This window comes from uncultured Bradyrhizobium sp. (assembly GCF_947648125.1).
Classification (GTDB): Bacteria; Pseudomonadota; Alphaproteobacteria; order Rhizobiales; family Xanthobacteraceae; genus Bradyrhizobium.
Window position 1 is genome coordinate 385352 of sequence record NZ_CANSMR010000001.1, and the last position, 25735, is coordinate 411086.

Consider the following 25735-nt stretch of genomic DNA (forward strand, 5'->3'; position numbering starts at 1 on the left):
ACAGTCGGCGATCGTGCCCGCACGTTTCGACAACAAGCTCCCTGCCTATCCCGCGCCTCCGCGGGATTTTTTTTGCCCGCGCGCTGGTCGAGGTTTGACGCAGAGGTCAGTCGTCAGGCGTCGATCAGGATCTAAAGTTCGTTTGTATACTGATGAAACTTGGTGCATCTAGTTTGTCCATGATCGGGTTATGTTGCGGAAAATATGCGAATTTCAGCTGAATCAAACCTGCGTCGATTCCGTATTGTCTGCCGTCGCAAAAATGATATGATCAGTATACATCTCAATTAACAGCATAAGAGGTGAGGGGACGATGACGGACACGCTGCATTCTGCGCGCGCCATTCGCGCGACTTCCGCAATGACCGCCGAGGAGAAGAAGGTCGTACTGGCATCGTCCTTTGGCGCGCTGCTCGAGTGGTACGACTTCTACATCTACGCGGCCCTTGCCGTTCAGCTCGGGCACCTGTTCTTTCCGAAGGGCAATGAGACGGCGGCATTCCTCGCAAGCCTCGCAACGTTTGGCGCCGGCTTCCTCATTCGCCCGATCGGCGCGCTGTTCTTCGGCCGCCTGGGAGACATGGTCGGACGCAAGAAGACGTTTCTGGTGACCATTATCCTCATGGGCGTCGCCACGGTCGGCGTGGGATTGCTCCCGACCTACGATCAGATCGGAATAGCCGCGACGTACGGGCTCGTGCTTTGCCGCCTGCTGCAAGGGCTGGCGCTTGGCGGCGAGGTTGGCGGAGCCGTGACTTATGTCGCGGAGCACTCGCCGGTGAACCGGCGTGGCGCGTACACCAGTTCACTTCAGACCACGGCGACGCTTGGGCTTCTGAGCTCCATCATCGTCGTCTTCGGGTTGAAGCTCATCCTTTCCGATGCGCAGTTCCACGATTGGGGCTGGCGTTTGCCATTCGTGCTGTCGCTGCTGTTGCTGGTCGTATCGGTCTACTTCCGGGCGAAGTTACATGAATCGCCCACGTTCCAGCGCATGAAGGCTGCCGGCGCAACGTCCAAGGCGCCGGTCACGGAGAGCTTTACGCGCGCCGCGAACCTCAAATACGTCGTCCTGTTGTTCGTCGTTGCTGCCGGCCTTGGCGCGATCTTCGGCACTGGACACTTCTATTCGATGTTCTTTCTCAACAAGACCCTGAAAGTGCCGATGGATGACGTGCAATTGCTGATTGGGCCGGCCCTGGTGGTGGTCACGCCGCTGTATGTCTTCTTCGGCTGGTTGTCCGATCGCATCGGCCGCAAGCCCATCATGGCGATGGCCTGCCTGCTCGCAGCTGTCACCATCCAGCCGATCTTCAAGGGACTGACCCACTATGCAAACCCGGCCCTGGAGCGCTTCCTCGAGAGCACCGATATCGTCGTCACGGCGCGCGACTGCAATTTCCGTTTGTTTGCCGAGGCCGCCACGGAATGCGACAAGGTCACCGGCTTTCTGACTGATCTTGGCGTTCAATATCGATCGGAGCAGGCAGCCCCGGGCGCACCGACCACAGTCAAGATCGCGGGACAGGTGGTCGAAGGCTTCAACCCCGACAGCCTTAGGCAGGCGTTGGTCTCGGCGGGATGGCCGTCGTCCGCCGATCTTTCGAAGATCAATCGCCCCGCGGTATTCGGGCTTCTGTTCGTGCTCGTGCTCTATCTGGCGATGGTATACGGCCCGATGGCGGCCTTCATGGTCGAACTGTTTCCAGCGCGCATTCGATATACCTCCCTCTCGTTTCCGTTCCATGTGGGCGCCGGCTGGGTCGGAGGCATGCTGTCGTTCGTCGTCACGGCAATGAATGTGTATTCCGGCAATCCGTACTTCGGATTGTGGTATCCCGTGATCGTGTCCGGCTTCGCCTTTGTTGTCGCTATTTGCCTCGTGCCGGAGACGCGTGGTCGTCCGTTGGATTGAACCCACGGGTCGCAGGTGGCAATTCAACCCGCAGAAAATTGCAGCTGGATACCGTCACCCAAGCTATCGGTCTCATCTCGTTCACGAATACCGAGCACCCGCGCACGACCGAAAACAGCAATCTGGTGCGGTCGTCCAGATCAGGTCAAGTAAGGCCGTATATGCGATTGATTGATTTCTGTGGTGGGCCCGGCAGGACTCGAACCCGCACGCAGACCGTTTTGAACGGGCCCGGGACGATCCGGTCGTCCCCACGCTTCGTCGTCCGCTCTCCTTCCATCGCTGAGGACATGAGCGCGTCGAGAACTTCCAGGACGATTCGAGTTCGGTTCGCCGCGGAGCCGCCATAGGCGTCTTCGCGGATGTTCAGCGCGCTGTTGAGGAGTTCCGGCAGGAGATAGGTGGTTGCGGCATGCAGCTCCACACCATCGAAGCCGGCCTCGCGGGCGTTCTTTGCGGCTGGCCCATAGTCCGCGACGGTCGAAGCGATCTCTTCAACCGACATGGCGCGCGGCGTCACCGTGTCCTTGAAACCGTCTGGACCGCCCAAGATTTGAAGGCCCATTCCGATCGGCCACACAATAAAAGCGCATTCTCCCATCTGCGAAAGCCTTCGTACTCGGACAGGGTATGCTCTTTGCCTCATTTCCCGCAGTAAGTCTCAACCCCGGCACTGCACCTATGGAGCGGAGCATCTGGATACATCCATACCCCGTAGGCCAGCGTAGTTGTCACCGCCACGTAAACCGCGATCATAAGCTTCCGCCAGCCGGGACGAAGCCCTGTCGGTTTGATGATGCCTATCCTGTGAATATGGCCGTGATCGCCGCTATTTTCTATCCCTGGGTCAGCCCAAGTCGGCTTCGGGTCACGTCGCTGATGTGTCAGTTCTCGGACCGAAGCGGACCTTGCCGTCGGTAATGCCTAATTGTCGAAAGCGAGCGCATGTTGGAGGCGTTGGCGGCGGCGTAGCGAGACGCGGGTGAGCGGGACAGCGCGTCCCGCCTCGCGGCAGGTTCATTTTGCTCAAGGGCGGCCATCGCTCAAGCGAGAACGGCTGACGCTTGACTTATGTCACTAGGTGACCTAATAAATTGTTGCGTTGGAAGGGTTCTCCCTGGTTAACCACCGCGTGTGGTCTAGAAAATCTAAAATAGGCCGAGGCAAGGGACGGAAATGAACGGGAGTTCCTCCCTGCAGATCTCTGCGATGTCAGTCACGCCAGCGAGGATAGTAGCCTCTTCGGCCCACGAAGCGAGGCCGTTGGTGAGACAAACAGTCGCGTCGTCCCGATCGGCCGATGAGCGCAAGCGAAGACGTAAGTCTGATCAAGGGCATTCTGGAATCCTAGAACATTACGGAAGTCTGTCTTTCGGCAGGCGTCTGCGACGTGACGGCCGTCATCGAGCTCGGCCCGAGCGGTCACGTCCACTGCTATCGCGATGTTGAACGTCTCAATAGAATGAAGATTGGCCGGCCTCTTCGAGCGCAACTGCCTGTTGGTGCACTTCGGAGAAGCATCTTTGTAGCGCTTAGTGCAAGCAAGTATCGGTCGGAATAGAGAGGGAGTGAGCAATGAACCTGAGCGGCGATCATCTCCGCGCATCAGCGATCGACGATATGCCGCTGAGTTCGTATCAACTGACGATAATTGTGGTTTGCTCGTTGGTAGCTATGATCGATGGATTCGACACCCAGGCGATCGCCTTTGTCGCACCCGACATCGCCAAGGAGTGGCAGGTGCCGATCTCGTCATTCGGGCCCGTGTTTGGTGCGGGCTTGTTTGGCGCGTTGATCGGGGCGCTCATAGCAGGCAGCGTTTCTGACCGTATTGGCAGGAAGCCGGGAATATTGCTTTCCCTGTTCACCTTTGGCCTGACGTCATTGCTCATGTCGAGAGCGAATTCGCTCGGTGAGCTGACGATCTTTCGTTTCATTGCGGGACTTGGGTTGGGAGGCGCGATGCCAAGCATCATTGCTCTGACAACAGAGTACACGCCGCGTCGCAAACGAACTACTTTTGTTGCGGCTATGTTTTGTGGGTTTCCGTTTGGCGCATCGTTGGGGGCGGCCGCGAGCGCTTGGGCTCTTCCGAACTACGGTTGGAAGAGCGTCTTCCTTGCGGGCGGCGTTCTCCCGCTGTTGCTGTTACCAATCGTCGGCGTGGTTATCCCTGAGTCGCTTCATTTCCTCGTTCGGAATGGAAAAGCGGCTAAGTTAAACCAGATCACGAGACGCCTCGGCATTTCCGACTACAAGCAAACCAACGACGATTCTCCTTCCTCGGAGATCCAGCCAAGTCGTTCCCTTGCCGAGATATTCAGGGGAGGGCGTCTCGTAGGGACCACGCTGTTGTGGTTGACCTTCTTCTTAAGCCTCCTTCTCAGCTACTTCCTGGTCAACTGGATTCCATCGGTAACTCGGCAAGCAGGATTGATTACCGAAGGTGCGGTAGGCGCGGTTGCTGTGCTCAATATAGGAGGAATCATTGGATGTTTTGTCCTAAGTTGGTGTATCGATAAATTCAATGCAAACTACACGATCTGCGTTGGATATTTGCTGGGGGCATTGGCAATCGTCACGATCGGACTAACGGCTTCTTCGCTAGCCGCGGTGTTGATCAGTGTATTTGTTGCGGGCTTTTTCAGTCTTGGCGCGCAGCTTTGCGTCGTTGCGGTGGCCGCAGTCTACTACCCTCAACATATAAGGGCGACCGGGGTCGCATGGACAATGGGGATTGGGCGCATCGGGGCGGTCGTCGGGCCCGTGTTGGGAGGGTTGCTGATTGCCGAGGGCTTTGGTCCGGCAGGCCTATTTGCCGTTGCTGGTCTGGCATCCTTACTTGCTGGAGTCGCAGTTGGTCTTATGGAGCTGCTCCGCAGCGATAGGAAACCGCTCGAAGCCAATTCAATGACGAGCACCGCAAAGTCCGCATACTGACGTACTGACGGTGTGCGCTTGTCGAGGGAACAAGCGCCGCGCGTTCGTTTCGATGCAGAAAGAATGAGCAACTCGGAAGGCACGGGATCGGCAATGTGTGCCGACACCGCAGGCTGCAAATCATCTTGAGTGGCCGCGCTTCGTAATCCCGAGTCAACACTTGCTACTCTCAATCTCTGCGCGCGCTTTTTGAGGCTGGGCTAAGTATCGCTTCAGAGCTAATTCTTGCCGATTGTGGGACATCAAATGACCGAACGTTCAACACCGTGCTTCGACCGCTCTTCTTCCGGGCGCTGGGCTGGGTTGGGGCTGGCCGCCCTCCGAATTATGTCTGGCCTGCTATTTTTGGAGCACGGGACCCAAAAGCTCTTAGGCTTTCCAGAGCCCACGCGTGGCATAGCGCCAGTCCTGTCTTTGATGGGCTTGGCGGGTTGCCTCGAGATATTCGGCGGCCTGTCAGTCGTATTGGGGTTCCAAACTCGTCTCGTGGCGTTTGTTCTCTCCGGACAAATGGCAATTGCCTATTTTCTCGCGCATGCGTCCCGTAATTTCTTTCCGGTGCTCAACGGAGGCGATGCCGCGATCCTTTTCTGCTTCATTTTTCTATTTTTGGCACTCGCCGGATCCGGTCGCCTTAGTGTCGATTCGTTCATGGACGGACGCAAAACGTCGAAGGCTGTTTAGTTCATCCGGGAGGGATTCTGCCGTTGCGCATCACGCTTCCCATGAAAGCGATTTGCGGCAGTGAAGTGTTCGGCGCCTGAGGTGGCTCCCCGCCAAACCGGGCTCCTTCCACCCGGCGCGCTCTCAGTGGCGAAGGCGAGTTCGCGGGTGGTCCATGGGGAGCGGACGACACCTTTCCGACAGCGCCGTCGATCGCATGCGGCATTCCGGCGTCGGTCAATCTCGCCCTCGTCTTTCGGGGATATGGCCGCCAAATCCAGCCATACTGACAGTCGAACGCGAATGAGTGTTGACTCTATGTGACTAGGTGACTTAGTATTCCAGCCGTCGAATTTCATGACGAGGCTGTTTGGCTGATAGGTCGAGAGGGGGAGGGCATGCACGCTGAAAGCCGGTGTTCGCCAAACACGGCGGCTCGCCGGAGGCTGGTCGCGCTACCGATTGCGTGCGGGTGGTGCCATCGACACTCCTGCCGATCGACTGCGTTTGCGGGGCACTCGATCTGTTCGCAAACACGATTCATTAGTGCAGCTTGGCAAAGCCGAGCGATCGCGCCGTAGCGGCTTTCACGTCGTCCTTCTGCGACCAACGAAGGGACGAGGGTGTGCGGATTGGATGTTTGGAATGCTGGCTGGCCGATCTTTGGTCTCGTCTCAACAGAGGCTGACTTCAGCTGGCAGGGAGCACAGATGAAGTAAATGAATGAGTGGAAAAGGATTGGGGGGATACAATGAAGTTGACTAGAGGCGTGATGCTGGGCTCAGCGGCGAGTCTGATTGCTATCGGAGCAGCTCAGGCGGCTGATCTTCCGGTGAAGGCCAAGGCGGTTGAGTACGTCAAGGTTTGTTCGCTGTATGGCCCGGGGTTCTACTACATTCCCGGCACTGACACCTGCATCAAGCTGGGCGGCTACCTGCGCACTGAAATCGTGGCAAACTCGAACTCGGACAATCTGGGTAACACCGGTCTGCCCGGCGGCGCCAACAACCGGTTCACCAACGGTTACACATGGCGCTCCCGCCAAGACCTCACCCTGGATACACGCACCGCGACCGAGTACGGCTTGGTCCGCACCTTCTTTGAGGCGACGTTCAACTGGACGACGGATAACTACACGGCGAACCCGGCCGCGGCAGGTTCGAGCATCTACTCGGCCATCGGTAGTGTGTCGGCGCCGAACAATGCCAACAATGGCGCTGTCGCGGGTGGCCAGATCGGTGTCTACTACGCTTTCATCCAGTTCGCTGGCTTCATGTTCGGCAAGGCGGTCTCGCAGTTCAGTACGCCTTGGGTCAGCTATCCAGGCAACACCTTCGATGGTCTGGTCGGCGGTGGCGGCGCGGCAACTGGTGTCAACCAGTTCACCTACACCGCTGAGTTCGGCAACGGGGTTTCGGCGTCGGTTTCGGCGCAGGACCAGACCGGCTACAATCAAGCCGGCGTCAACAATATCCTTGCGGGTGGCGCTTACGGCACCAGCGACTACGCTGGAACCATCGCGCCCGACGTCGTTGGTATGCTTCGCGTCGACCAAGCCTGGGGTTTGTTTCAGGCGTCGGTCGCTGCGCACGACAACCACGCAGCGTATTACGGTGCCACAGAGCTCACCGGCCATCCTGACGACAAGTGGGGTTGGGCCGGTCAGTTGGCCCTGTCGATCAAGAACATTCCGACCGGCGAGGGTGACACGATCAACATTCAAGGCGTGTATACAAACGGCGCTACCCGCTACAACATTACTGATCTGGCATTCCAGGCGGGGGCGAACCAGATCTATGGCAGCACAAGCCTTCCCGGCGCCTACCAGAGCATCGGGATCGGATTTGCTCCAGATAGTGTGTTCGGGGCCATCGGTGGCGTAAACACATCGCAGCAGTTGATAACGACTTGGGGCATGCGCGGCGCGTACACCCACAATTGGGATCCCTACTGGAACACTGCGATCTACGGTGCGTATGCTGGGATACGTTACAATGGCACGGCCAAGACGTTGCTCTGCGGTGTCGGTGGTGTAGGTGGCTCGGTTCGTGCCGTGCTAAATGCTGCCGGTGGAACGATCAGCACCTGCAATCCCGACTACAACATCGCGCAGCTTGGTGTGGTCACGCGGTGGACGCCGGTCAGAAATTTGACCTTCTCGGCTGATCTGACCTACACCCATCTGGATCAGAACTATGTTGGTACAGTCTCGGCTCCGTCGGCGACCGTCGGTAAACCAGCCGCGATTTACGAACTCAAGGATCAGAACACGATAGCCCTCCAGCTTCGTGCTCAGCGCAACTTTTGAGTTCAATCGGCATAGAAGGTGCATTCAAATCCTGGCCCTTCCTAATCTCCAGGACCTCCGGCAATGCCTTGCCGGAGGTATCTGGATTTGAGCTCGGCGCGGCGATTGCTCTTCTCGCAGCGATCAGGCGCCTTTGAGGTTGATCTCGGTATTGACGACGAGGGCGCCCGCGGCCGCTCGTACAGGAAGGCCTGCATCTAGCGCCTGCCAATCCGATTGTGCTCGCCTTGCAACGAGCCGTTACCCAGGTCGAGCAGGACCAACTGCTTTCCGGCATAGACTATCATTGGACGAGATCGGTGCTCGTAGCGATTGGAATCGACCCGGTTCGCGCGCGCGAGCGCTGTTATGCCGCCGGCGAATGCCTGCCGCCAAGACCTGGCTCGATCCCTCGCGACCTGCCCGCAATGTTGCAGCGGCAGACCTTCGACGCTCGGCGCGTTCGACGGGAACGGATTGCTCCGCGGGATGAACAAGCAACAAGCGTCTGGACAATAGTGACCAGGTGACTTATTGTCGTGTTATGGTTGGCGGATCGAACTTGTCGGGACGCTTGGCCTGGGCCGTCGCAGGCTTGATGGCCAAGCAAAAACGCGCGGCTATATCATGCCCTTGTAGGGGAGACGAAATGCACAAAAACCGGTTGCTCGCGCTGGTCGAACAGAAGCAAATTCCGCTCGGTATCCAGTTTTTCACCGGAAGCCCGGCAATCATCGAAGTTCTTGGGCGAACCGGCTACGACTTCGTCATGATTGATACCGAGCACTCCCCGGCCAACGTCCAGACGCTGGACGAGCTGATCCGAACGGCGGAGCTAGCCGGCCTAATTCCGTACGTCCGCATCACCAGTTTGCATAGTGAAGTAGAAATCCGTCGTGCGCTCGAGGCCGGAGCCGAAGGTCTGTTCTTGCCGCGGATAAATTCGGTTGAGGACATCAAACGGATCGCCGACTTCGCTTTCATCCCTCCGAAAGGCCGACGTCGCATATGTCCAGCAACGCGTGCAGCGAACTACAACACTCCTGGTCTGGACCAGTATTCCGAATGGAATAACACCGAGGTCGCGCTAGTTCCGATCATCGAAACGGGCGAAGCGTTGGAGGACGTTGATGCAATCTGTGCTCATCCCGACGTGAAGATGTTGTACTTCGCGCCCGGGAATCTTGCCGTTCAACTGGGCCTGGGCTTGCGGGGGGTGCGAAGCCCCCAGATCCTGGCGGCTCATCGCAAGGTGCTGGATGCCGCGGCGCGTAACGGCGTGGTGATGGTCGGCGGGCCGATAATCGCGACGCCCGAGGCTTGCCGAAAGGCGATCGAGGATGGAGTCAGGGTCTTCAGCTTGGGTCTCGATACTTTGGGCTTCCGCTACTTCTGCGAACAGACGGTAGCGGCTGTCAATGCCGCGGTCGTGGGCACAAATCTTGGGCGATCGCCAGCGCCGCCAAGCGGCCTTTGACTTCTAACCGGTGGGGGCCGGAAGTTGGGAGGACGAGAAGAGCTCAGGGTAGTGACCATCGGATCAGCGTCAGACAAGTCATGAGGGTTGTGCGGGAGCTTTATCAACTTTGGCCCCGCAGCTCACTCCGATCGGCGCGCTTGCATCCGTTGCTCCGTGACGAAGTTCGTCCCGGACTAGCTGCTGCTCTCGCTTGAGTGCAGAGTCCTGTGTGACGTTTGAGGTCGAACGGCCAGCCCACAAATCGAGATTTCCAAGGAGCCCTCTGTGTAAAGGTTCATCCCTCAACTTGGCGCCGCCTTTTGTGGCGCCGTTTTCTTGGATGATCAGGAGGGCGAAGCGTTGGCGTTCGTGGTCGAGCGCTATCACTGCTGTCCAAAATCGCGGTTGGGTTGCACTCACCGCTGATGCGGTGATACCGCAGTGGAAGTCGAACGCGAATGCTTCTCGATCAAGCTCAACTATCAGCTTGCTGGCCCCGATCTACGCCTCACAAGGCTGCTCATTTTGACGTCGAAGAAATGAACAATTTGGTCAGGACAGGATCAGAAATGCGGGCGGGCTGCGAGGCGGCAATGACTTTGAGAGACTGTGCCTGGTATTCCCGAGCGCAGCTCATGGCACTCTCAACATTGCGCGCCTTTATCGCGTTGACCAGACGTTGACGATAAGGTGCAAGCTTGTCGGCCGTCTTCCGCCAGCCCTTTATCGTGTGTCCAGTTATCTCCTTAGCAAATCGGACCTGGAGACGGGCCAAAAACCGGCAGAGAATATCCAGTAATGGGTTGTGAGAGGCATACGAGAGAGCGTGCAAGAAGTGGGTTAGTCCTTCGGCAATTTCGTCCGCCTCAGTTGCATTGTCCATCCGGTCCAGTCCGCGTTGCATTTCCTCGATGTCCCGTTTTGTCGCGTTTGCCGCCGCCAATTCCGCGGCGTAGGCATTCAGTGCACCGAGCGTTCCCAGCAGATCTTCCACGCCCATACGCTCAAGCGGGATCAAAGAGTTTAGAGAGACGGCGAGTAGTTGATCGGCGTCGGCAGTAACGTAAGCCCCGCTGCCATGCCGGACTTCGATTAACCTCATAGTCGCTAGGCTCCGGATCGCCTCGCGAATCGTGGGGTTGCTGACTCCGTAGCCGCTAGCCAGTTGTTTCTCTGTCGGAAGCCTGCTGCCACGAGAAAGTCGACCATTTAGTATTTGTCTATGAATCTCTCCGGCAATTTGCTCCGCGGCATTTCCTCGCTCCAACGTGCTAAACGGGGCGATTTTGGCCGCATCTGGGCGGCCGCTATTTGCGTGCTTCGGTTGCTTTGGCATTTGCTGCTTCCCAATAACAGTGTGAATCGGGGCGGAGGAGACTAGGTCTCTTGGACCATAGCAGGGCTGGCCCGCTCAAGCCAAACGTCAAAACTCAACTTCTCGGGCTAACTGGGCTCCGGCCGAGGTTGGTCCAGCAGGCAACGTGCACCCGAACCGAGGCGACCCGAGCGCGAACTGCGACGAGTTCAGGCGATCGCCTTGATCGTAGTGCGTGGAGCAAAGACAGAGATCCGTCGAGCACTCTCGATTGCTGTCGGGCTGACCAATCTCTCCCTGGCATATGTCGGCCATCGGATCCATTAATCGAACGACGCCAGCGAGAGTGCCCGGAAGCAATCCAGCCGGAATCGATCGATGCCAAATGGCAACAAGACCGAAGAGCGCCAGCGGAACGATAAGTCACCGGGGTGCCTCTCTCTCTCTCTCTCTCTCTCTCTCTCTCTCTCTTCAATGGTTGACTCTCACCTTGAGACAAAGTTAACATGTGACTAGGTTAATTTACGCTAGTTTTGCTGACGCTTCGCGGCACACGAGAGCTGAGTGCGGCTCGTCATTCACCGCAGGTAACGATGAATAGAACCTGTTCGAACGAAAATGGGCTTCTGTACAGGTTGAGCAGGGGGGAGCTGACGCTCGCCATGATGATCAGGAGTGCCAGGACTCCCGACGTGGTCCGTATGGCGCATTCCAGTGGACATCATAGCATCATAGTAGACCTCGAGCACAGCACGATGTCGCTTGATGAAGCGGCGGTGATGGCGTCAACGGCAAGTGACCTTGGCTTGTTTCCTTTTGTTCGCGTACCGGAGCGCGACTATGGGGCAATCGGACGCTGTCTGGACGGCGGAGCATTGGGCATCGTCGCGGCGCGGATCGAGAGTGCAACTCAGGCCGAAGAAGTTGCGCGAGCGTGCCGCTTTGCTCCGCGCGGGCAGCGGTCTCAGATCGCGTCGGTGCCTCAATTCGGCTTCGTTCCCACTCCGGCAGCGACGCTCAATCCGATGTTGGATCGGTCGGTGGTCGTGCAAGTACTGCTTGAAACGCCATTAGGCGTATCGAATGCGTCTTCCATTGCCCAAGTCGATGGTGTCGACATGTTGGCAATCGGTGCCAACGACCTCTCGGCTGAACTGGGATACTCGGGCGATTTCAGCAACTCCAATTTGCAGGAAAGCATACGGCAGGTCGCGGCCGCATGCAGAGACAATGGTAAGCTCTGCGTGCTCGGAGGTGTTTCAGACCTCGGTCTCCTTCGAAAATTCCTGTCGTTTGGGATTGCGCCGCTAGTCATCTCCGGGAGCGATACCGAACTGCTTGCAAACGCAGCCAAGCACCGCAGCGGCGTGCTGAAGGATTGGCACGCTGAAGTGTTGAGTTGAGCCTCACGCCAACGGATGGTAGTATAAGCCACGGTTCCAACGAAACTCCTGTGCCGTCTATCGTTTGGCGAAGCCGCGGGCGAGGAGCCACTTCTCTTGCAGCGTAGGGTGCGAGAAAATTGGGCCGTCTCACAAATTCAACTGATAGCCGTGCGGAATCCAGCGATAACCGTCGTGCTCGCGCTCCACAAACCCGATACCGGGAAATGGCATGTGATAGCCGACTACGAACAACTCATCCGTAGCGACCATATCCAGGATCCGCTTGCGCGTGTTCGCTGCCGCTTCCTTGTCGTCATCCATATCGAGATGAATATCGGGCCGCTGCACCGAGACCGCATAGTGACTGCAGGTATCGGCCCAGTTGAGCAGGCGCTTGCCATCGCTCTCGATCAGGTAGGCCATCATACCCGGAGAATGCCCTGCCGCGTCGACGGCTCGAATACCAGATACGACCTCGTCACCGGGATCGAGAAAGTTGGCGCGATCGGCCAGTGGCGCCGCTAGCTGCATGAATAGTGACCGATTGAACTTTCGTGCCTCACGGACGTCGCCGCGCCTCCAGTAATCGAATTCAGCAGCACCGAAGACGTAGCGCGCATTGGGGAACACTGGGCTGCCCGCCTCCATCAGGCCGCCGATGTGATCCGGATGGCCATGCGTTATCACGACGATATCGACATCCTGCGGCTGATAGCCAGCCCAGCGCAAGCGCTCGACCAGGCGCCCATCGGGTAATCGACCGCGAAGCGGTTCGTGCTCGCGTTGTAAAGCGCCGTTGCCGGTGTCGAACAGGACCAGCTCTCTTTCGGTTTTGACTATTGTCGGAATGAACGGGTGTTCGTATCGATTGTGGTCGATGCGGTTTGCGCGGGCCAGAGCCTGCACTTCACTGGCGCGTGCCTCGCCCCCGTGACTTGGACTCAATCCTTCGCGAACGATCTTGCTGTCCATGATCGTCATCACTTCGAAGCGACCGAGCCTGAACCGGTAAAGTGCTGGCTGCAACTCGTCCTGGAAAGGAGTGCTCATCTGCTTTCGTATCCATGCTGCCCTCAAAAGGGTCCTCGAAGATCGGCATCTCGTTTGATGCTTGAATGCGAGCTAGTGATGAAATGTGCTCTCGGAGCCATAATTGATCTCGATTTGTGCCAAGTCGATGCGGCAATGCAGTTGCCGTCCTGTCGATGGATGGCAATTGAGAATCGGCATAGCCGGCACGGTATCTCAATCGATCATTGCGCTTCATCAGGCCACACTATGTCATAGTTGAAGGCATATGATTCCATAACGCCGCGAATGTCATCAACCAGGCGTTCCCGCTCGGATGCAAGCACGTTCCGAACCGCGAGCTTCACCACGGTGCCGCGCGAAGTATGTGATTCTACCGATACTCCGAGTTTGCCGCGACCAAGACCGACGCTCCCAAGCGCATCTGTGAACGCACGACGCGCCGCGTCCATTCGCAGCGCCACCTTATCGGGCTTCTGCAGGGCAGTGAGCGGCAGCCGATCGACCACCAGGATTTGCTTTGGGATTGCTGCGCGTTCCTCAATGGAGTTTGCGGCAAGCGCAATTAATTGCGCTTCGTCGAGCGTCGAGCCCGGCGCCAACTGAACATATGCAACCGGCAGCTCTCCGGCATACGCGTCGGGTTTGCCAACCGCCGCGGCATAGATGACATCCGGTGATCGCAGCAGGGCATCCTCAATAGGTGCGGGTTCGATGTTGTGGCCTCCGCGAATGATAATGTCCTTTGCTCGTCCGGTGACGTATAACCTGCCGGCTTCGTCCAGACGGCCGAGGTCGCCGGTAATGAGCCAGCCGTCATCGGATCGCGAGTTCGCGGCTTTGCTCGCATCGAGATAGCCCGGCGTAACCGCCGGACCGTCGACCTCGATCATGCCGATTTCGTTGGCGCCGCAAATGCGCCGGCGTCCCCCGTCCTGCGCAACAATACGAACGTGCGTGTAGGGTACGCGAACGCCCGAGCTTCCTTGCCGTCGCTCGCCATCGCGTAGGTCCACCGCCACGGTTGCGGTGTTCTCGGTCAAACCGTAAGAGTTGAGGATCCGGCAACCTGATACAGTCTCGAAGTCTCGCTGAACCGAAGGTGGCAGCGCGCTCGATCCGGTCTGGAAGAATGGACGCAGCGAGGACAGATCGATGTCGCCAGGAGGATTTTTGGCGATGATCGAGAACATCGTCGGCACTCCCGAAAGCCGTGTGAGCCGAAAACGCTCGACAAACCGCCAATAATTCGAAATGTAACGCTTGTCGCGGGCCCCCATGATGCTGGGGATCACGAAGCGCGCGCCCGAGGCGAGCATTGGCAGAGACCGGCCCGCCAGGCCGCCGACGTGAAAAATCGGTGTGTCTTGGAGCATGATTTCGCCGAACTCCACCTGCATGACGAGCTGCTGTGCCCAGTGCCGGTAGGAGAGGTTGCGGTGCGTCAGGCGCACGATCTTGGGGCTACCGGTCGTGCCACCGGAATGAAGGTAGGCGGCGATGTCTTGGGCGCGGCGGGGATTTTGCCGCCGCTCGCGCGCGGTGTTGCAGGGCAACACGCTGTTCAGCGCCTTGTCGAGATCGCCAGGTTGCTCCTCGCCGCCGGGTCCGCGCACCGACCAGATCGGAAGGCCTGGTGCCAACTCACCAAGACCCTCGAGCAGGCTCTCCCATATCTTGAAGCCTGGCGTTGGGCCAAGCGCGATGATCGCCTTGGCGCCCGACTCCGCTATCAGTGAAATCAGGGGCTTCGTTTCAAGCATCCAATTTATCGGGAAAGGGATCGCGGTCGCCATCGCGCCCAGGATCGCCCAGTAAGTTGCCGGCAAGGTCGGCAGAATGATCGCCACCACGTCGTCCCGTTGGATCGCGTGAGATCTCAGAAGGGCCGCTACGCGATCAACCTTCTCGCGCAAGGTTCCGAAACTCGCTTCTTCAACCACCCCGTCTACGTTGCCATCGGCTATGAAGCTGATCGCCTTCGTCTCCTGGTCGTGCGCCTGCAGGGCGATCTGCACCCGCAGATAGAAATCACTGATCCGCAGCCTGTCCTCCAGCGGAGTCTGCTCGATTGCTTCGATGTCGGAGATGTCGCGCAAGGGGTGGGAAAGGAGAGCTTCGTCCGCCGTCTCGGGAAGAAACCTGATACCGCTCAGCCGATTAGCCACGCCGCCCATGGAAACCTTCTCCACCCACTCTTCGGCAACGACACAGCCGGGGTAACTTTCGTGATCATGGGGATCGACGACCGCACCGCGCTGAGTGCTCGACCGAGCGCTAAACTAGTTGGTTTAAGATACTAGTCAACTGGTGAATAGGTGACATGTGGTATCGGGTTGCGGACGCGCTGTAGCGTCCGCCGCATTACGGCACGCTCACCAGGTGCTGCTGCGCAAGCTCACGCGCGGAAGGCAACTGCGTGCCATGCAGGGCGCAGTCTCAGGCGCTGGCCTCGCCACTCCCGTCCTTCCGTTATCGCCTTCTCGTTCGCGCCGCACCGGCCAAGCGCCCTGAATGCCCCCCGTGACGCAGTCTTATCGCTCGCCCACGCGGCGCGCGATTGCGTTCGGTCGCCAAAAGAGTGATTGTCACAAGGTGACCAGAGGAAAATGATCATGCCGGATCAGGAAATTCCACGCAGCTTGTTGTTCGTGCCCGGGAACCGGCCGGAATTGTTCGCCAAGGCGGCCCGTTCGACGGCGGACACTCTCGTTCTGGACCTGGAGGACGGCGTTCCAGCCGCCGAGAAAGCGAGGGCGCAAGAGGCTACCTCCGAGGCCCTCGCTCAATGGCCTGATCGATTGACCCTTGTGCGCGTTCGTCATCCAGCCCTGGGCGAGCTTCATCGCGACATAGCCGTACTGGCGCCCCATACAAATCAGGTGGTGCTGCTGCCGAAGACGGAAAGCGCTGCCGACGTCGCTGCCATCGACCATGCGCTCGGCGCCTTCGAGCAGCGGTCGGGGCTCGCGCCGGACTGTGTCGGGGTCATGGTCGTGATTGAGAGCTGTGCCGGCCTGCAGGCGCTGCCCTCGATACTCGGCAGCGCGCGGAGAATCCGGGGCGCGTCCCTCGCCACGGCCGAGGAAGGAGATCTTATGGCCGATCTCGGCGGCTGTTGGACCCCTGGCGGCGAAGCGCTCCATTATGCCCGTGGCAAGCTCGTGGCAGATACCCGCGCGGCACGCCTGCCTTGGCTTGTCGATGGGCCTTTAATGCAATTCTCCGACGACCAAGCCCTGCGGCGCGAAGCCGAACTTGCCCGGACCTTCGGCTTCAACGGTAAAGTCGCCATCCATCCTCGTCAGGTCGCCACCATAAACGATGTGTTTTCGCCTGCGCCTGCGCAGATCGAGCGCGCCGAAGCTCTAATCGCAGCCTACCAGGCGGCCCGCGCGGCAGGGCACGGCGTCATCAAAATCCAGGGCATGATGGTCGACGAAGCTAATGTGCGGCGCGCGGAGCGGCTGCTGGCGCGACGCCCGCGCTGACTGCGCGCTCTACGATTTGGCTCTTGACGGCCATTCCAGCAGGTCAGCGAAGACCTCGGCGCGGCGGAAGCAGTCTGGTCCGGTTTGGTGATCCTTCCGTGGTCCGAAGCACGACGGGTCCTACCGGGCCCCTATGGACTCTACCTGCTTAATGAACTAGTCACCAGTTAACAGGTAAAAAGGGGGGGCGATGCACCAGATCAATAGTGCTCCGGTGATTGACACCAGCGCTCGGTACCGCGTGATTGTCATCACGCTTTGCGCTCTCATCGCGCTCATCGACGGCATGGACACTCAGTCGATCGGTGTCGTGGCGCCATCCATCGCCCAAGCTTGGCGCACGCCTCCCGCCGAGTTTGGTCCTGTATTTGGAGGCGGGCTGCTCGCCGGAACCTTCGGTGCCTTCCTGTTCGGTATGGTAGCTGATCGTCGAGGACGTAAACCAGCATTGATCGCAGCGACTCTGATCTTCGCCGCATGCTCGGTCGCAACGATCTGGGCTGGTTCGATGCGCGAACTGCTTGTCGCGCGCATCGCCACGGGCTTCGGCCTGGGTGGAGCCCTGCCGATCATCATCTCGATCACCTCCGAATGTGCGCCGGTTCGTACACGAACCCGTATCGTCGCGCTGATGTATTGCGGCTTTCCGCTCGGCGCCGTCTTGGGTGGAGTGGCGACGGCGCTGCTCGTGCCGATTTACGGCTGGCAAAGCATTTTTCTTCTTGGGGGCTTGCTGCCGCTTCTTCTAACGCCTCTTCTGGTTGTCTTTGTGCCGGAATCTGTCCAATTCCTGCGCCGCCAGGGCAGGGACGATGAGGCCGAGCGGGCCGTCCGTCGATTGGGCGTGTCGAGCGATGGGCAACCCGCTGCTGTTCAACAGGCCGCCGTTCGCGCGTCGTTCGCCGACCTGTTCGCGCCCAATCGGATCGCTCCGACGTTCCTGATCTGGACAACACTGTTTCTGAGCCTGTTGCTCACCGTCTTTCTCGTCAACTGGATTCCCTTGATCGCACATGCGGCCGGCCTGGAGGTCGGCCAGGCGGTGTTGGCCGTGGCTACGCTCAACATTGGCGGCATCGTTGGTGGGTTCACGATCGGACGGCTCTGCGACCGGGTGCGCTCGCCGCGTCCGGTGGCCATCGCGTATGCTGTCGGGGCGGTAGCCGTCGCGGCTCTAGGCGTCTGGTCGCGTTCGGCGCCTGGCCTCCTCGCTACAGCCTTCGTGGTGGGCATGTCTGCAGTAGGTGCGCAGATGTCGGCTATCGCTTTGTCCTCACGCCTTTACCCGAGCTCTATCCGATCAACCGGGGTCGGCTATGCATTCGGGGTGGGTCGAATCGGAGCGGTGGTGGGACCGCTCTTAGGTGGACTTTTGGTAGGCGCGGGTCTCACGCCGACCTCACTCTTTCTTATCGCGGGCGTCGTTGCGGCGGCCGCGGCGCTCTCCTCCGCGGCCATCCGACCGAGTATGTTGGTGGACGGCTGAACTTCACCGCCGCCCAACTTCGCCGAGACTGGTACCTCAGGCCTCGGCGAAGTGCCTGGCGGATCAGTCCGGCAGAGCGGCCCATGATGGCATCGTCGCTTCGCGTCTTCGGTGACCGGGGCAACGTCAGGAGCGAACGTGCGTCGATCTCCGCTCTGTTCGTTGCCGGCCTCCGTCGCACGAGGACCACGCTTTGCGTGTCGCAATCTTCTTGTTATCTGTTTTTATTCTCTACGCGAGTGAGCTCTCCATTCTGACCGGCAAAGGCTTCCAGGTAGAAATGGCGAGCTTTCGCTTCGGCTGCTCGACTTCGGCCGAGCCGGTTGCTGCAGCGTCACCGGTTGGGCGATCGGCTGCTGTGGTTTTCGAGGCGCGGGCGCGACGACCGTCGGCGCCGCGATCCCGGCATGAATGGAGCTTCGACCGAGACCCGGCCGTTGCTGATGGTCCTTCCATGTATCGAAGGACCCTGTCTGCTCGGCACGCAGGCCCAGTACGCGCTGGCCACGGACTGGCGGGCGGGCCAGTGTTGCCAATCGCTGAATTCCAATATACACTAGGTGACTTGGTGAAGTTGGGGATGGAGCAGCGTACGAGGTGGGCGTCTATGTGAGGCCAAAAACTCGCTCATCGAAATGAACGAGCGGAGGCCGTGCATGATTGGATGGTACCCAAATTGCTGCTTATCCCAGCCCTTCCCCTCGTAACTTAGGCACAACACGGAGCGTTCAGGAGAAGCCATGTCCAGGTTTAAGCGGTATGTAGTGGGGCTGAATAGCGAGGGAAAGTCAGCGGTTCTGATGGACACGCCGAATAATGTCCAATCAGAAGAAGGGCATTTTTGGCGAGCCACATTATGGGGCAGCGATCAGATTCCGGTCGATAACACGTTGACCGGAGATCAAGCGGACGGTCGCCAGTTGCGAGAGCCGCCCGAAGGCGGAATGTTATTCCGCATGCTTGAAATCTGGCCTGACATGGAGGATCGCCAAAAGCAGAAGGAACGAGTTAGCGAACTTCACCGAATGGTCAAGCAGAAGTACCCTCCGACCGAAGCGGATCTTGAACGTCATCCCAGCATGCATCGCACGGATACGCTTGATTGCATCGCCATTGTGTACGGCGAAATGTATCTGGTCACGGACGCGGAAGAGGTGCTGATGAAGCAGGGGGATTCCGTCGTGGTGCGTGGAACCAATCACGGATGGAGCAATCGATCCAACAAGCCCTGCCTCTCTGTGGGCTGCATGATAAGCGCCAAGCCGCTTTAGCCACCACTCGAACTACTGGAGGGAATAATGTGCAGAGCCGTTATCCCTCTATTGGTGCGATCCGGTAGTCTCGGAGACACTCTTGGATTTCCGAGACCATCTGCTACGCGAAGATCACACGCGGCTGAAGAAGCCGTCGAGCCCGCGAAGAAGCATCTATGACTTGACCGCGCCGGCTGTCATGCCGTCGATGAAGCGACGTTGCAGCAGCACAAAAGCCAGTACGACCGGCAACACTATGATCACTGCTGCAGCCAGCATCTCACCCCAATCCGTCGAATACTGTCCAGTCAGATTGTAGAACTTCACGATCGCCGTGACATTGCTGTCGTTCTGCAAGAACGTGACTGCGATCACGAATTCATTCCAGGCATTGAGGCCGACGATAATCGCAACGGTCAGAAGTCCAGGCCGCATCATCGGCAGGACGACGTAGTAAAACTTCTGCCAGGCAGTCGCGCCGTCCACCTCCGACGCCTCTTCCAGCGCGTAGGGGATCGAGACCACATAGGTACGCAGGAGGAAGATCGAGAACGGCGAGAACATCGCCGTATAGATCAGCGCTACTGCCGGGATCGAGTTGACCAGTCCGAGCTTGGCGAAGATGAAATACAGCGGATAGAGATAGAGCTGCACCGGGATGGTGATCGAGGCCATGAAATAGAACGTGAGGAGCCGGAAGCCTCGTCCTCGCTGCCGTGCCAGGACGTAGGCGCAAGGTGCCGCCGTGGCGCAAACCATGACGATGGTGAGGGCGGCGACTTCGGCGGTGTGCAACAGGCTGGGGCCGAGCGCCGCATTGTTCCAGGCTGAGGTGAAATTCTCCCAGTGCAATTGGCGAGGGGGCGCCAGTGGGTTTGTGCTGATTTCCACGGTTGTCTTCAGTGCATTCATCACCGCGAGCACGATGGGCAGCAGGGAGGCGAATGACGCCACGCCGATCAGGATCAGGCAGAGCGTCCGGTTCAGGCGGCTCTCGGTCATGCTGCGCTGGCACTGTCGCGGGTTTGCAGCCAGAGATAAACCGACGTCGCGCACAGGCCGAAGAGACTCATCACGCAGGCCGCCGCCGTCGCCTTGCCGATATCGCCTGCGAAGAACGCGTTGCGATATGCGAGTGTGGCGAGCACCTCGCTGCCGTTGGCAGGACCTCCCTGGGTCACGATGTAGATGAACTCGAAGACCTGGAATGACCATATCACGGTGAGGATCATCATCAGCACGAGCGTCGGCCGAATGCCGGGCAGCAGGACATAACGCAGCAGTGCGAAAAAGCCGGCACCGTCGAGACGGGCCGCCTCGATCTGATCGACGCTGATCTGCCGCATGGCTGCGAAATACACGACTGCGAGAAAGCCCCACCAATGCCAGATGTCGACGGCCGCGACCGCATAGAGCGAGCGGTCAGGATCGGCGAGCGGATCCGAGATGGAAAGGCCATGCCCGTTCAGCCATCCCACCAGTCCGGTGACCGGGCTGAAGATCATGCCTTGGAAGACCCGGCCGGTGACGGCGGCGGCGAGAATCCGGGGCAGGAAGATAATGCATTGCACGACGATGCGCGACGAAGGAACCATCATCAGCGCGGCCGCCATGACCAGCGCGAGGCACATCGGCACGATCAGAAAGATTGCGGTCCAGATGAAGTTGTTGGTCAGCGCGGTCCAGAACACGGGATCGTCGAACAAGCTGTGGAAATTCGCGAGCCCCGCCCATGCCGGCGTGCCCACGCCGTCCCAGACGAAGAACGCTGCCATCAGCGTGAGAAGGCCGGGAATCAGGATGATGCAAACGTTGATCAGCAGTGCGGGAAGCGCAAACAACCACATTCTGTCGCTCACGCTGTGCGGGGAGGGAGTGGGGGCACCCTGCCTGCCTTGAGTTCCTCGGCAAACACGGTCTGCAAGCGGTTGAGATAGCCGTCGGCGGTGATCCGGTTGAGCCAAACCTGCTCGATACCCTCCGTGACATAGCTGTTCGCGGCGTTCGGCCAGAACGTCCATGTCGTGAAGCCGAACCGTCCCTTGCTGAACGCCTCATGCAGGCTGGCGATGGTCTTCTCGAACAGGGGATATCCGATGCCTTGCAACAGATCGGGGGGAAGATCCTTCACCGGCAGCGCCCATTTGCCCGGCCAATCGCGATTCATGCTTTGGTAGAACTGCCGCGACAGCATGAACTCGAACACGGCTGCCGCGCCTTCAGCGTTCTGCGAAGTCTTCGCGATCGAAAGCGTGGCGCCGCATGCAAGATGCGAGAGCGGCTCAGTCACCCTGTCGCTCAGGCCGGGGATCGGTACCACGTCCATCACCGTATCGGGCTTCGACATGCCGAAGGACTTGGTGCCGAACGACCAGGTGCCGTTCATTGCCATGGCTGCCTTGCCGTTCACCACCTGCAGAAAGCTCTGCTCGTTGGTGAGGGAGAAATAGTTCTTTCCGAAGTAGCCCTTGTTGTACCAGGCCTTGGCGAGTTCGACGGCTTCGACGAAGGGGGGCGCCGTCCACGGCAACTCGCCGCTGAGTGCCCTGCGGACATTGTCGGGACCGGCGACATTGTTGAAGAACACTGTCATCAGCCACTCGTTGACGCCCTTCCAGTCCGCGTTGCCGGCGCTGAACGGCGTGATGCCCTTGGCGAGGGCCGCGTCCGCGAGGGCTTCGGTTTCGGCGCGATTGGTCGGAACCTTCCAGCCGTTCTGGCTGAACACCTGCTTGTTGTAGAACAAGTGCATGGATTCGTAGTCGCGCGGCAGGGCGTAGAGCTTGTCGCCATAAACGCCGGTATTGAGCAGCGCCGGCAGGAAGCGCTCCTTCCATTTGTAGCGCGCCGCAAGATCATCGAGCGGCAGCAACTGGCCGGCATTGGCGATCGCCGTGAGATAGGAGGGGCCTGACGTCTGCACGATGTCGGGTCCGTTGCCGGCAAGCAGTGCGACCTTCAGCAGATTGTTGACCGCAGCGCCTTTGACCTCGAGCTGAAGCAGATATTTGTCTTGTGAGGCGTTGAATGCATCGACGAGGTCGTTGCGCAGCGCCGTCTGGCCATCGGAGTTGGCCTGCGCGAACCAGAACGTCACCACCTTGCGTCCGTCCTGTGCCCGTGCGGGCACGCGAGGCAGGCTGGCCGCGACAGCGGCGGCGGGCAGGGCGGCAACGATTTGGCGTCGGGTTACTGGCATGGCGGCGCTTCCTCTTTCCCGGGACGGAGGAATTATGATTGTTGATATTCCATTAGTAATACGTATAATTAAAAGAGATGAGATCGTCAACACAAACACCGCGGAGCGGCGGAGGCGGCGAGCGCTTCAATCCGCGCACGACGCAGAAAGACATTGCGTTGGCGGCCGGCGTCTCGCAGGCTGCCGTGTCGCTGGTGCTCAACAAGTCTGAGACGCCGTCCGTCCCCGATGCGACGCGCGCGCGCATTCTCAAATTCGCCGGTGAAATGGGGTATCAGCCGCACCATCCCGCACGGATGCTGCGCCGCGCCCGCACGATGGCGCTCGCCTGCGTCGTGCCGGACATCACCAACCCGTTCTATCCGGGACTCGTGCGGGGCGTGCAATCGGTGGCGGCGCCTGCCGGTTACGACGTGCTGATGTTCGATACCGATGGCCGTGAAGAAGGGGAGGCGCGCGCCGTCAGCTGGTTGTTGCAGGGCCGTGCGGATGGCGTCGTCGGCACGTTCTTTCACCTGCGTGTTCCGCAACTGTCGACGCTTGCCGGACAGAGTGTCCCGATCGTTCGCCTCGAGAGCCGGTACAAGGCGGCCGGCGATTTGCCGATCGACAGCGTCTACATCGACAACGCGGAGGCATCGGCCGCCATGACGAGATATCTGATCGAGCGGGGACATCGGCGGATCGCCATGATCCTCGCCGAGGTCGGGCCGAGCCGGCAGCGGGCACTCGGCTATGCCGCGGTGATGCGCGCAGCCGGTCTCGTGCCGGATGTGGTGACTGACAGCCGCTATTCGGAGGAGTCGGGCGCGCGCGCCATGAGCGAGATCCTGGCGCGAGGCCGAGACCGACCCACTGCGGTGTTCTGTGCCAACGACATGCTGGCGATCGGTGCGATGGTCAGCGCGCGAAGCGCTGGTCTGTCGGTTCCGGACGATATCGCGATCGCCGGCTTCGACGATATTCCAGCCGCCAAGCTCCTGGGCTTGACGACGGTCCGGCAGCCCGAATTCGATCTCGGTGCGCTCGCGGCACGCACGCTGCTCGAGCGGTTGCAGCCGGGCGGCTTGAATTCCCGCGGCCAGAGCCGCGAGTTGAAGTTTGAAGTCATGACACGTTCGTCGGCTTGAGGCTGCGGACGAAGGGAGTGCGACGTGCCGACGATACCAGGTGGTTATGCCGAACGGGTCTACGCGGGCGTGCTCGGCAAGTTGATCGGCGTCTATCTCGGGCGCCCGTTCGAGGGCTGGACCTATGATCGGATCATGCAGGAGCTCGGTCCGATCAACTACTATGTCAACGAGCGCCGTGACGTTGCATTGCGGTCGCACCATCTCGTCGTCACCGACGACGACGTTTCGGGCACTTTCGCCTTTCCGCGGACGCTTGCCGACTGCGGCTTTCCCGAGCGGCTGACGTCGCAGCAGATCGGGAACGGCTGGCTCAACTACATCGTCGAGGACCGTTCGGTCCTGTGGTGGGGCGGCATCGGCAATTCGACGGAACATACGGCGTATCTGAGGCTGAAGTCCGGAATACCGGCTCCGCGCAGCGGTTCGGTCGAGCTGAACGGCAAGACCGTCGCCGAGCAGATCGGCGGACAGATATTCATCGATGGCTGGGCGATGGTGAGCCCCGGCAATCCCGAACAGGCGGCTTATCTCGCCGAGCAGGCGGCCCGCGTCAGCCACGATGGCGAGGCGGTGCATGCAGCCAGGCTGCTGGCCGCGATGGAGGCGCAGGCATTCGTCGAAGCGGACGTTCAGAAGCTGGTCGACATCGGCCTCGGATTCGTTCCCGCCGATTGCTTGATCCGGCGCGTGGTCGATGACGTGCGCGCATGGCATGCGGGTGACAATGGCAACGACTGGGAACGCACGCGGGCGCTGATCGCCGGGCGCTATGGCTACGACAAGTTCAGTGGCAATTGCCACGTCGTGCCCAATCACGCCCTTGTCATCCTCGCGACACTCTACGGCGCCGACAGCTTCCAGGACGCGATGCGCATCGCCAACACCGCCGGCTGGGACACCGATTGCAATGCCGGCAATGTCGGGTGCCTGTTCGGCATCAGGACGGGTCTTGCGGGCATCGACGCCGGACCCGACTTTCGTGCGCCGATCGCAGACAGGATGTACATCTCGACGGCGGATGGCGGCGCTTCGATCACCGATGCCGTGATCGAGGCCAATGCGTTGATCGAGGCGGGCCACAGGCTGGTGGGATCGAACCCGCCCGCGCGGCCGAAGAACGGTGCGCGCTTCAACTTCGATTTCCCGGGTAGCCTGCAAGGATTTTGTGCGAAGTCAGGGGAGGCCGCCAGCCTGCATCCATTGCAGGTCGGCAACGTGGAGGGGCACAGCCAAGACGGGCATCGCTGCCTCGCCGTCGGCTTTCGACGTCTCGCGCGCGGACGGGTCGCGCGCGTGGCGACGCCAACGTTCTTCGACAAGGACGTCTTCACGATGCCGATCTACCAGCTGCTGGCCTGTCCGACGTTGCATTCCGGACAGCTTGTCGAAGCCAGGGTCGAGGCTGGTTCAAGCGTCAGAGACGTTTCCGTGCGTCTCTACGCCAGCGTCTATGACGAGCGCGATGAACTCGCCCCGATCTTCGGCGACCGGCTGCCATTGCAGCCAGGTCAGGATGCCGTCCTGACCTGGCGGATTCCCGATACCGGCGGATATCCGATCTTCGAGATCGGGCTCGAACTTGAAACCGAAGACCCGCTTGGCGCGGATGGCACGGTCTTCCTCGATTATCTGACCTGGTCCGGCGCGCCGGAGGCCAGGCTCTATCGGCCGGACGATAATCTGAGCACGATGTGGAAGCATGCCTGGGTGAACGGCGCGAGCCAGTTTCAGACCCGCTGGGAAGGATTGCGCGTCACCAATGGTGAAGGCATCGGTTTCGTCTCGCAGGGTTCGCGGGAGTGGCGTGACTACCGCGTCAGCTCAGTGATCACGCCGCTGCTCGCCAGGCGTTGGGGTCTCGCGGCCCGCCTGCAAGGGCGCGAGCGCTACTACGCGCTGATGTTCGACGCGGTCGACGGAGGCCGCGTCACGCTGCTCAGGCGCGACCACGAGGAGACGGTTCTCGCCAGCAACCGTTTCGCCTGGGACGTCGACCGGCCATACGCCCTTGAGCTTCGGCTGCATGACGTGGAGATCCTGGCCTTCATCGACGGTCGTCAGGTGTTTTCGGTTCGCGACGAAGGCAGGCTGCCGCTGCTCGGTGGCGCGGTCGGACTTGTCGTCGATACCGGGTCGATCTCGACGAAGGCCGTCGATATTTCCCCGCTTTAAGGAGCCGA

The 25735-nt window shown here is 59.8% G+C and carries 17 protein-coding genes, 1 tRNA gene and 1 pseudogene; 11 read left to right on the forward strand and 8 right to left on the reverse strand.

The window, feature by feature from the left end; all coding sequences use genetic code 11:
- The first annotated feature begins 313 nt into the window (after positions 1-313).
- A complete protein-coding gene (locus tag Q0030_RS01875) occupies positions 314-1915 on the forward strand; it encodes an MFS transporter (protein WP_298362610.1) in 1602 nt (533 codons plus the stop codon).
- A gap of 181 nt (positions 1916-2096) precedes the next feature.
- On the opposite strand, the gene Q0030_RS01880 is transcribed toward Q0030_RS01875, so the two are convergent.
- Both Q0030_RS01880 and Q0030_RS40560 read right to left on the reverse strand, forming a co-directional pair.
- Positions 2097-2170: transfer RNA gene (locus Q0030_RS01880), tRNA-Leu, on the reverse strand.
- Between the two features lie 43 nt (positions 2171-2213).
- Positions 2214-2561 (reverse strand): annotated as a pseudogene (locus tag Q0030_RS40560) (hypothetical protein); the annotation flags it as partial.
- Between the two features lie 929 nt (positions 2562-3490).
- On the opposite strand from Q0030_RS40560, the gene Q0030_RS01885 reads away from it, so the two are divergent.
- The 4 genes from Q0030_RS01885 to Q0030_RS01900 all read left to right on the forward strand — a co-directional run bounded on the left by Q0030_RS01885 (position 3491) and on the right by Q0030_RS01900 (position 9282).
- Positions 3491-4855: an MFS transporter gene (locus Q0030_RS01885; RefSeq protein ID WP_298362612.1), complete on the forward strand. Its 1365-nt coding sequence runs from the start codon at positions 3491-3493 to the stop codon at positions 4853-4855.
- A 246-nt stretch (positions 4856-5101) separates the two neighbouring features.
- Positions 5102-5539 (forward strand): DoxX family protein, encoded by a 438-nt coding sequence (locus tag Q0030_RS01890; protein WP_298362614.1) that lies wholly within the window; start codon positions 5102-5104, stop codon positions 5537-5539.
- A gap of 730 nt (positions 5540-6269) precedes the next feature.
- Positions 6270-7826 carry a porin gene (locus tag Q0030_RS01895; RefSeq protein WP_298362617.1) on the forward strand — a complete coding sequence of 519 codons (1557 nt, stop codon included), beginning with the start codon at positions 6270-6272 and terminating at the stop codon, positions 7824-7826.
- A 628-nt stretch (positions 7827-8454) separates the two neighbouring features.
- Positions 8455-9282 carry an aldolase/citrate lyase family protein gene (locus Q0030_RS01900; RefSeq protein ID WP_298362620.1) on the forward strand — a complete coding sequence of 276 codons (828 nt, stop codon included), beginning with the start codon at positions 8455-8457 and terminating at the stop codon, positions 9280-9282.
- Positions 9283-9784: 502 nt separating this feature from the next.
- On the opposite strand, the gene Q0030_RS01905 is transcribed toward Q0030_RS01900, so the two are convergent.
- On the reverse strand, positions 9785-10600 hold the full coding sequence (locus Q0030_RS01905; RefSeq protein WP_298362624.1) for a GntR family transcriptional regulator: 816 nt from the start codon (positions 10598-10600) through the stop codon (positions 9785-9787).
- A gap of 644 nt (positions 10601-11244) precedes the next feature.
- Here Q0030_RS01905 and Q0030_RS01910 point away from each other — a divergent pair.
- Entirely contained in the window at positions 11245-11982 is a 738-nt protein-coding gene (locus tag Q0030_RS01910; RefSeq protein WP_298363221.1) for an aldolase/citrate lyase family protein, read from the forward strand.
- 129 nt (positions 11983-12111) lie between these two features.
- On the opposite strand, the gene Q0030_RS01915 is transcribed toward Q0030_RS01910, so the two are convergent.
- Together Q0030_RS01915 and Q0030_RS01920 are read right to left on the reverse strand one after the other, a co-directional pair.
- On the reverse strand, positions 12112-13014 hold the full coding sequence (locus Q0030_RS01915) for an MBL fold metallo-hydrolase (RefSeq protein ID WP_298362627.1): 903 nt from the start codon (positions 13012-13014) through the stop codon (positions 12112-12114).
- A gap of 203 nt (positions 13015-13217) precedes the next feature.
- Positions 13218-15170 carry an AMP-binding protein gene (locus Q0030_RS01920; protein ID WP_298362630.1) on the reverse strand — a complete coding sequence of 651 codons (1953 nt, stop codon included), beginning with the start codon at positions 15168-15170 and terminating at the stop codon, positions 13218-13220.
- Between the two features lie 438 nt (positions 15171-15608).
- On the opposite strand from Q0030_RS01920, the gene Q0030_RS01925 reads away from it, so the two are divergent.
- The 3 genes from Q0030_RS01925 (at position 15609) to Q0030_RS01935 (ending at position 19241) form a co-directional block, all read left to right on the forward strand.
- Entirely contained in the window at positions 15609-16484 is an 876-nt protein-coding gene (locus tag Q0030_RS01925; protein WP_298362632.1) for a CoA ester lyase, read from the forward strand.
- Between the two features lie 190 nt (positions 16485-16674).
- Positions 16675-17970 carry an MFS transporter gene (locus Q0030_RS01930; RefSeq protein WP_298362635.1) on the forward strand — a complete coding sequence of 432 codons (1296 nt, stop codon included), beginning with the start codon at positions 16675-16677 and terminating at the stop codon, positions 17968-17970.
- Positions 17971-18710: 740 nt separating this feature from the next.
- Positions 18711-19241 (forward strand): cupin domain-containing protein, encoded by a 531-nt coding sequence (locus Q0030_RS01935; protein WP_298362638.1) that lies wholly within the window; start codon positions 18711-18713, stop codon positions 19239-19241.
- A 156-nt stretch (positions 19242-19397) separates the two neighbouring features.
- On the opposite strand, the gene Q0030_RS01940 is transcribed toward Q0030_RS01935, so the two are convergent.
- Genes Q0030_RS01940 through Q0030_RS01950 form a run of 3 tightly spaced genes read right to left on the reverse strand, consistent with a single transcriptional unit; the run spans position 19398 to position 22422 of the window.
- Entirely contained in the window at positions 19398-20225 is an 828-nt protein-coding gene (locus tag Q0030_RS01940) for a carbohydrate ABC transporter permease (RefSeq protein ID WP_298362641.1), read from the reverse strand.
- Positions 20222-21070 carry a sugar ABC transporter permease gene (locus Q0030_RS01945; protein WP_298362644.1) on the reverse strand — a complete coding sequence of 283 codons (849 nt, stop codon included), beginning with the start codon at positions 21068-21070 and terminating at the stop codon, positions 20222-20224. The genes Q0030_RS01940 and Q0030_RS01945 overlap by 4 nt, the downstream gene beginning before the upstream one ends.
- Positions 21071-21078: 8 nt before the next feature.
- A complete protein-coding gene (locus Q0030_RS01950; RefSeq protein WP_298362647.1) occupies positions 21079-22422 on the reverse strand; it encodes an extracellular solute-binding protein in 1344 nt (447 codons plus the stop codon).
- 77 nt (positions 22423-22499) lie between these two features.
- On the opposite strand from Q0030_RS01950, the gene Q0030_RS01955 reads away from it, so the two are divergent.
- Together Q0030_RS01955 and Q0030_RS01960 are read left to right on the forward strand one after the other, a co-directional pair.
- Positions 22500-23552, forward strand: coding sequence for a LacI family DNA-binding transcriptional regulator (locus tag Q0030_RS01955; protein ID WP_298362649.1), 1053 nt, complete (start codon positions 22500-22502; stop codon positions 23550-23552).
- A 24-nt stretch (positions 23553-23576) separates the two neighbouring features.
- Positions 23577-25727 carry an ADP-ribosylglycohydrolase family protein gene (locus Q0030_RS01960; protein ID WP_298362652.1) on the forward strand — a complete coding sequence of 717 codons (2151 nt, stop codon included), beginning with the start codon at positions 23577-23579 and terminating at the stop codon, positions 25725-25727.
- The last annotated feature ends 8 nt before the right edge of the window (positions 25728-25735 follow it).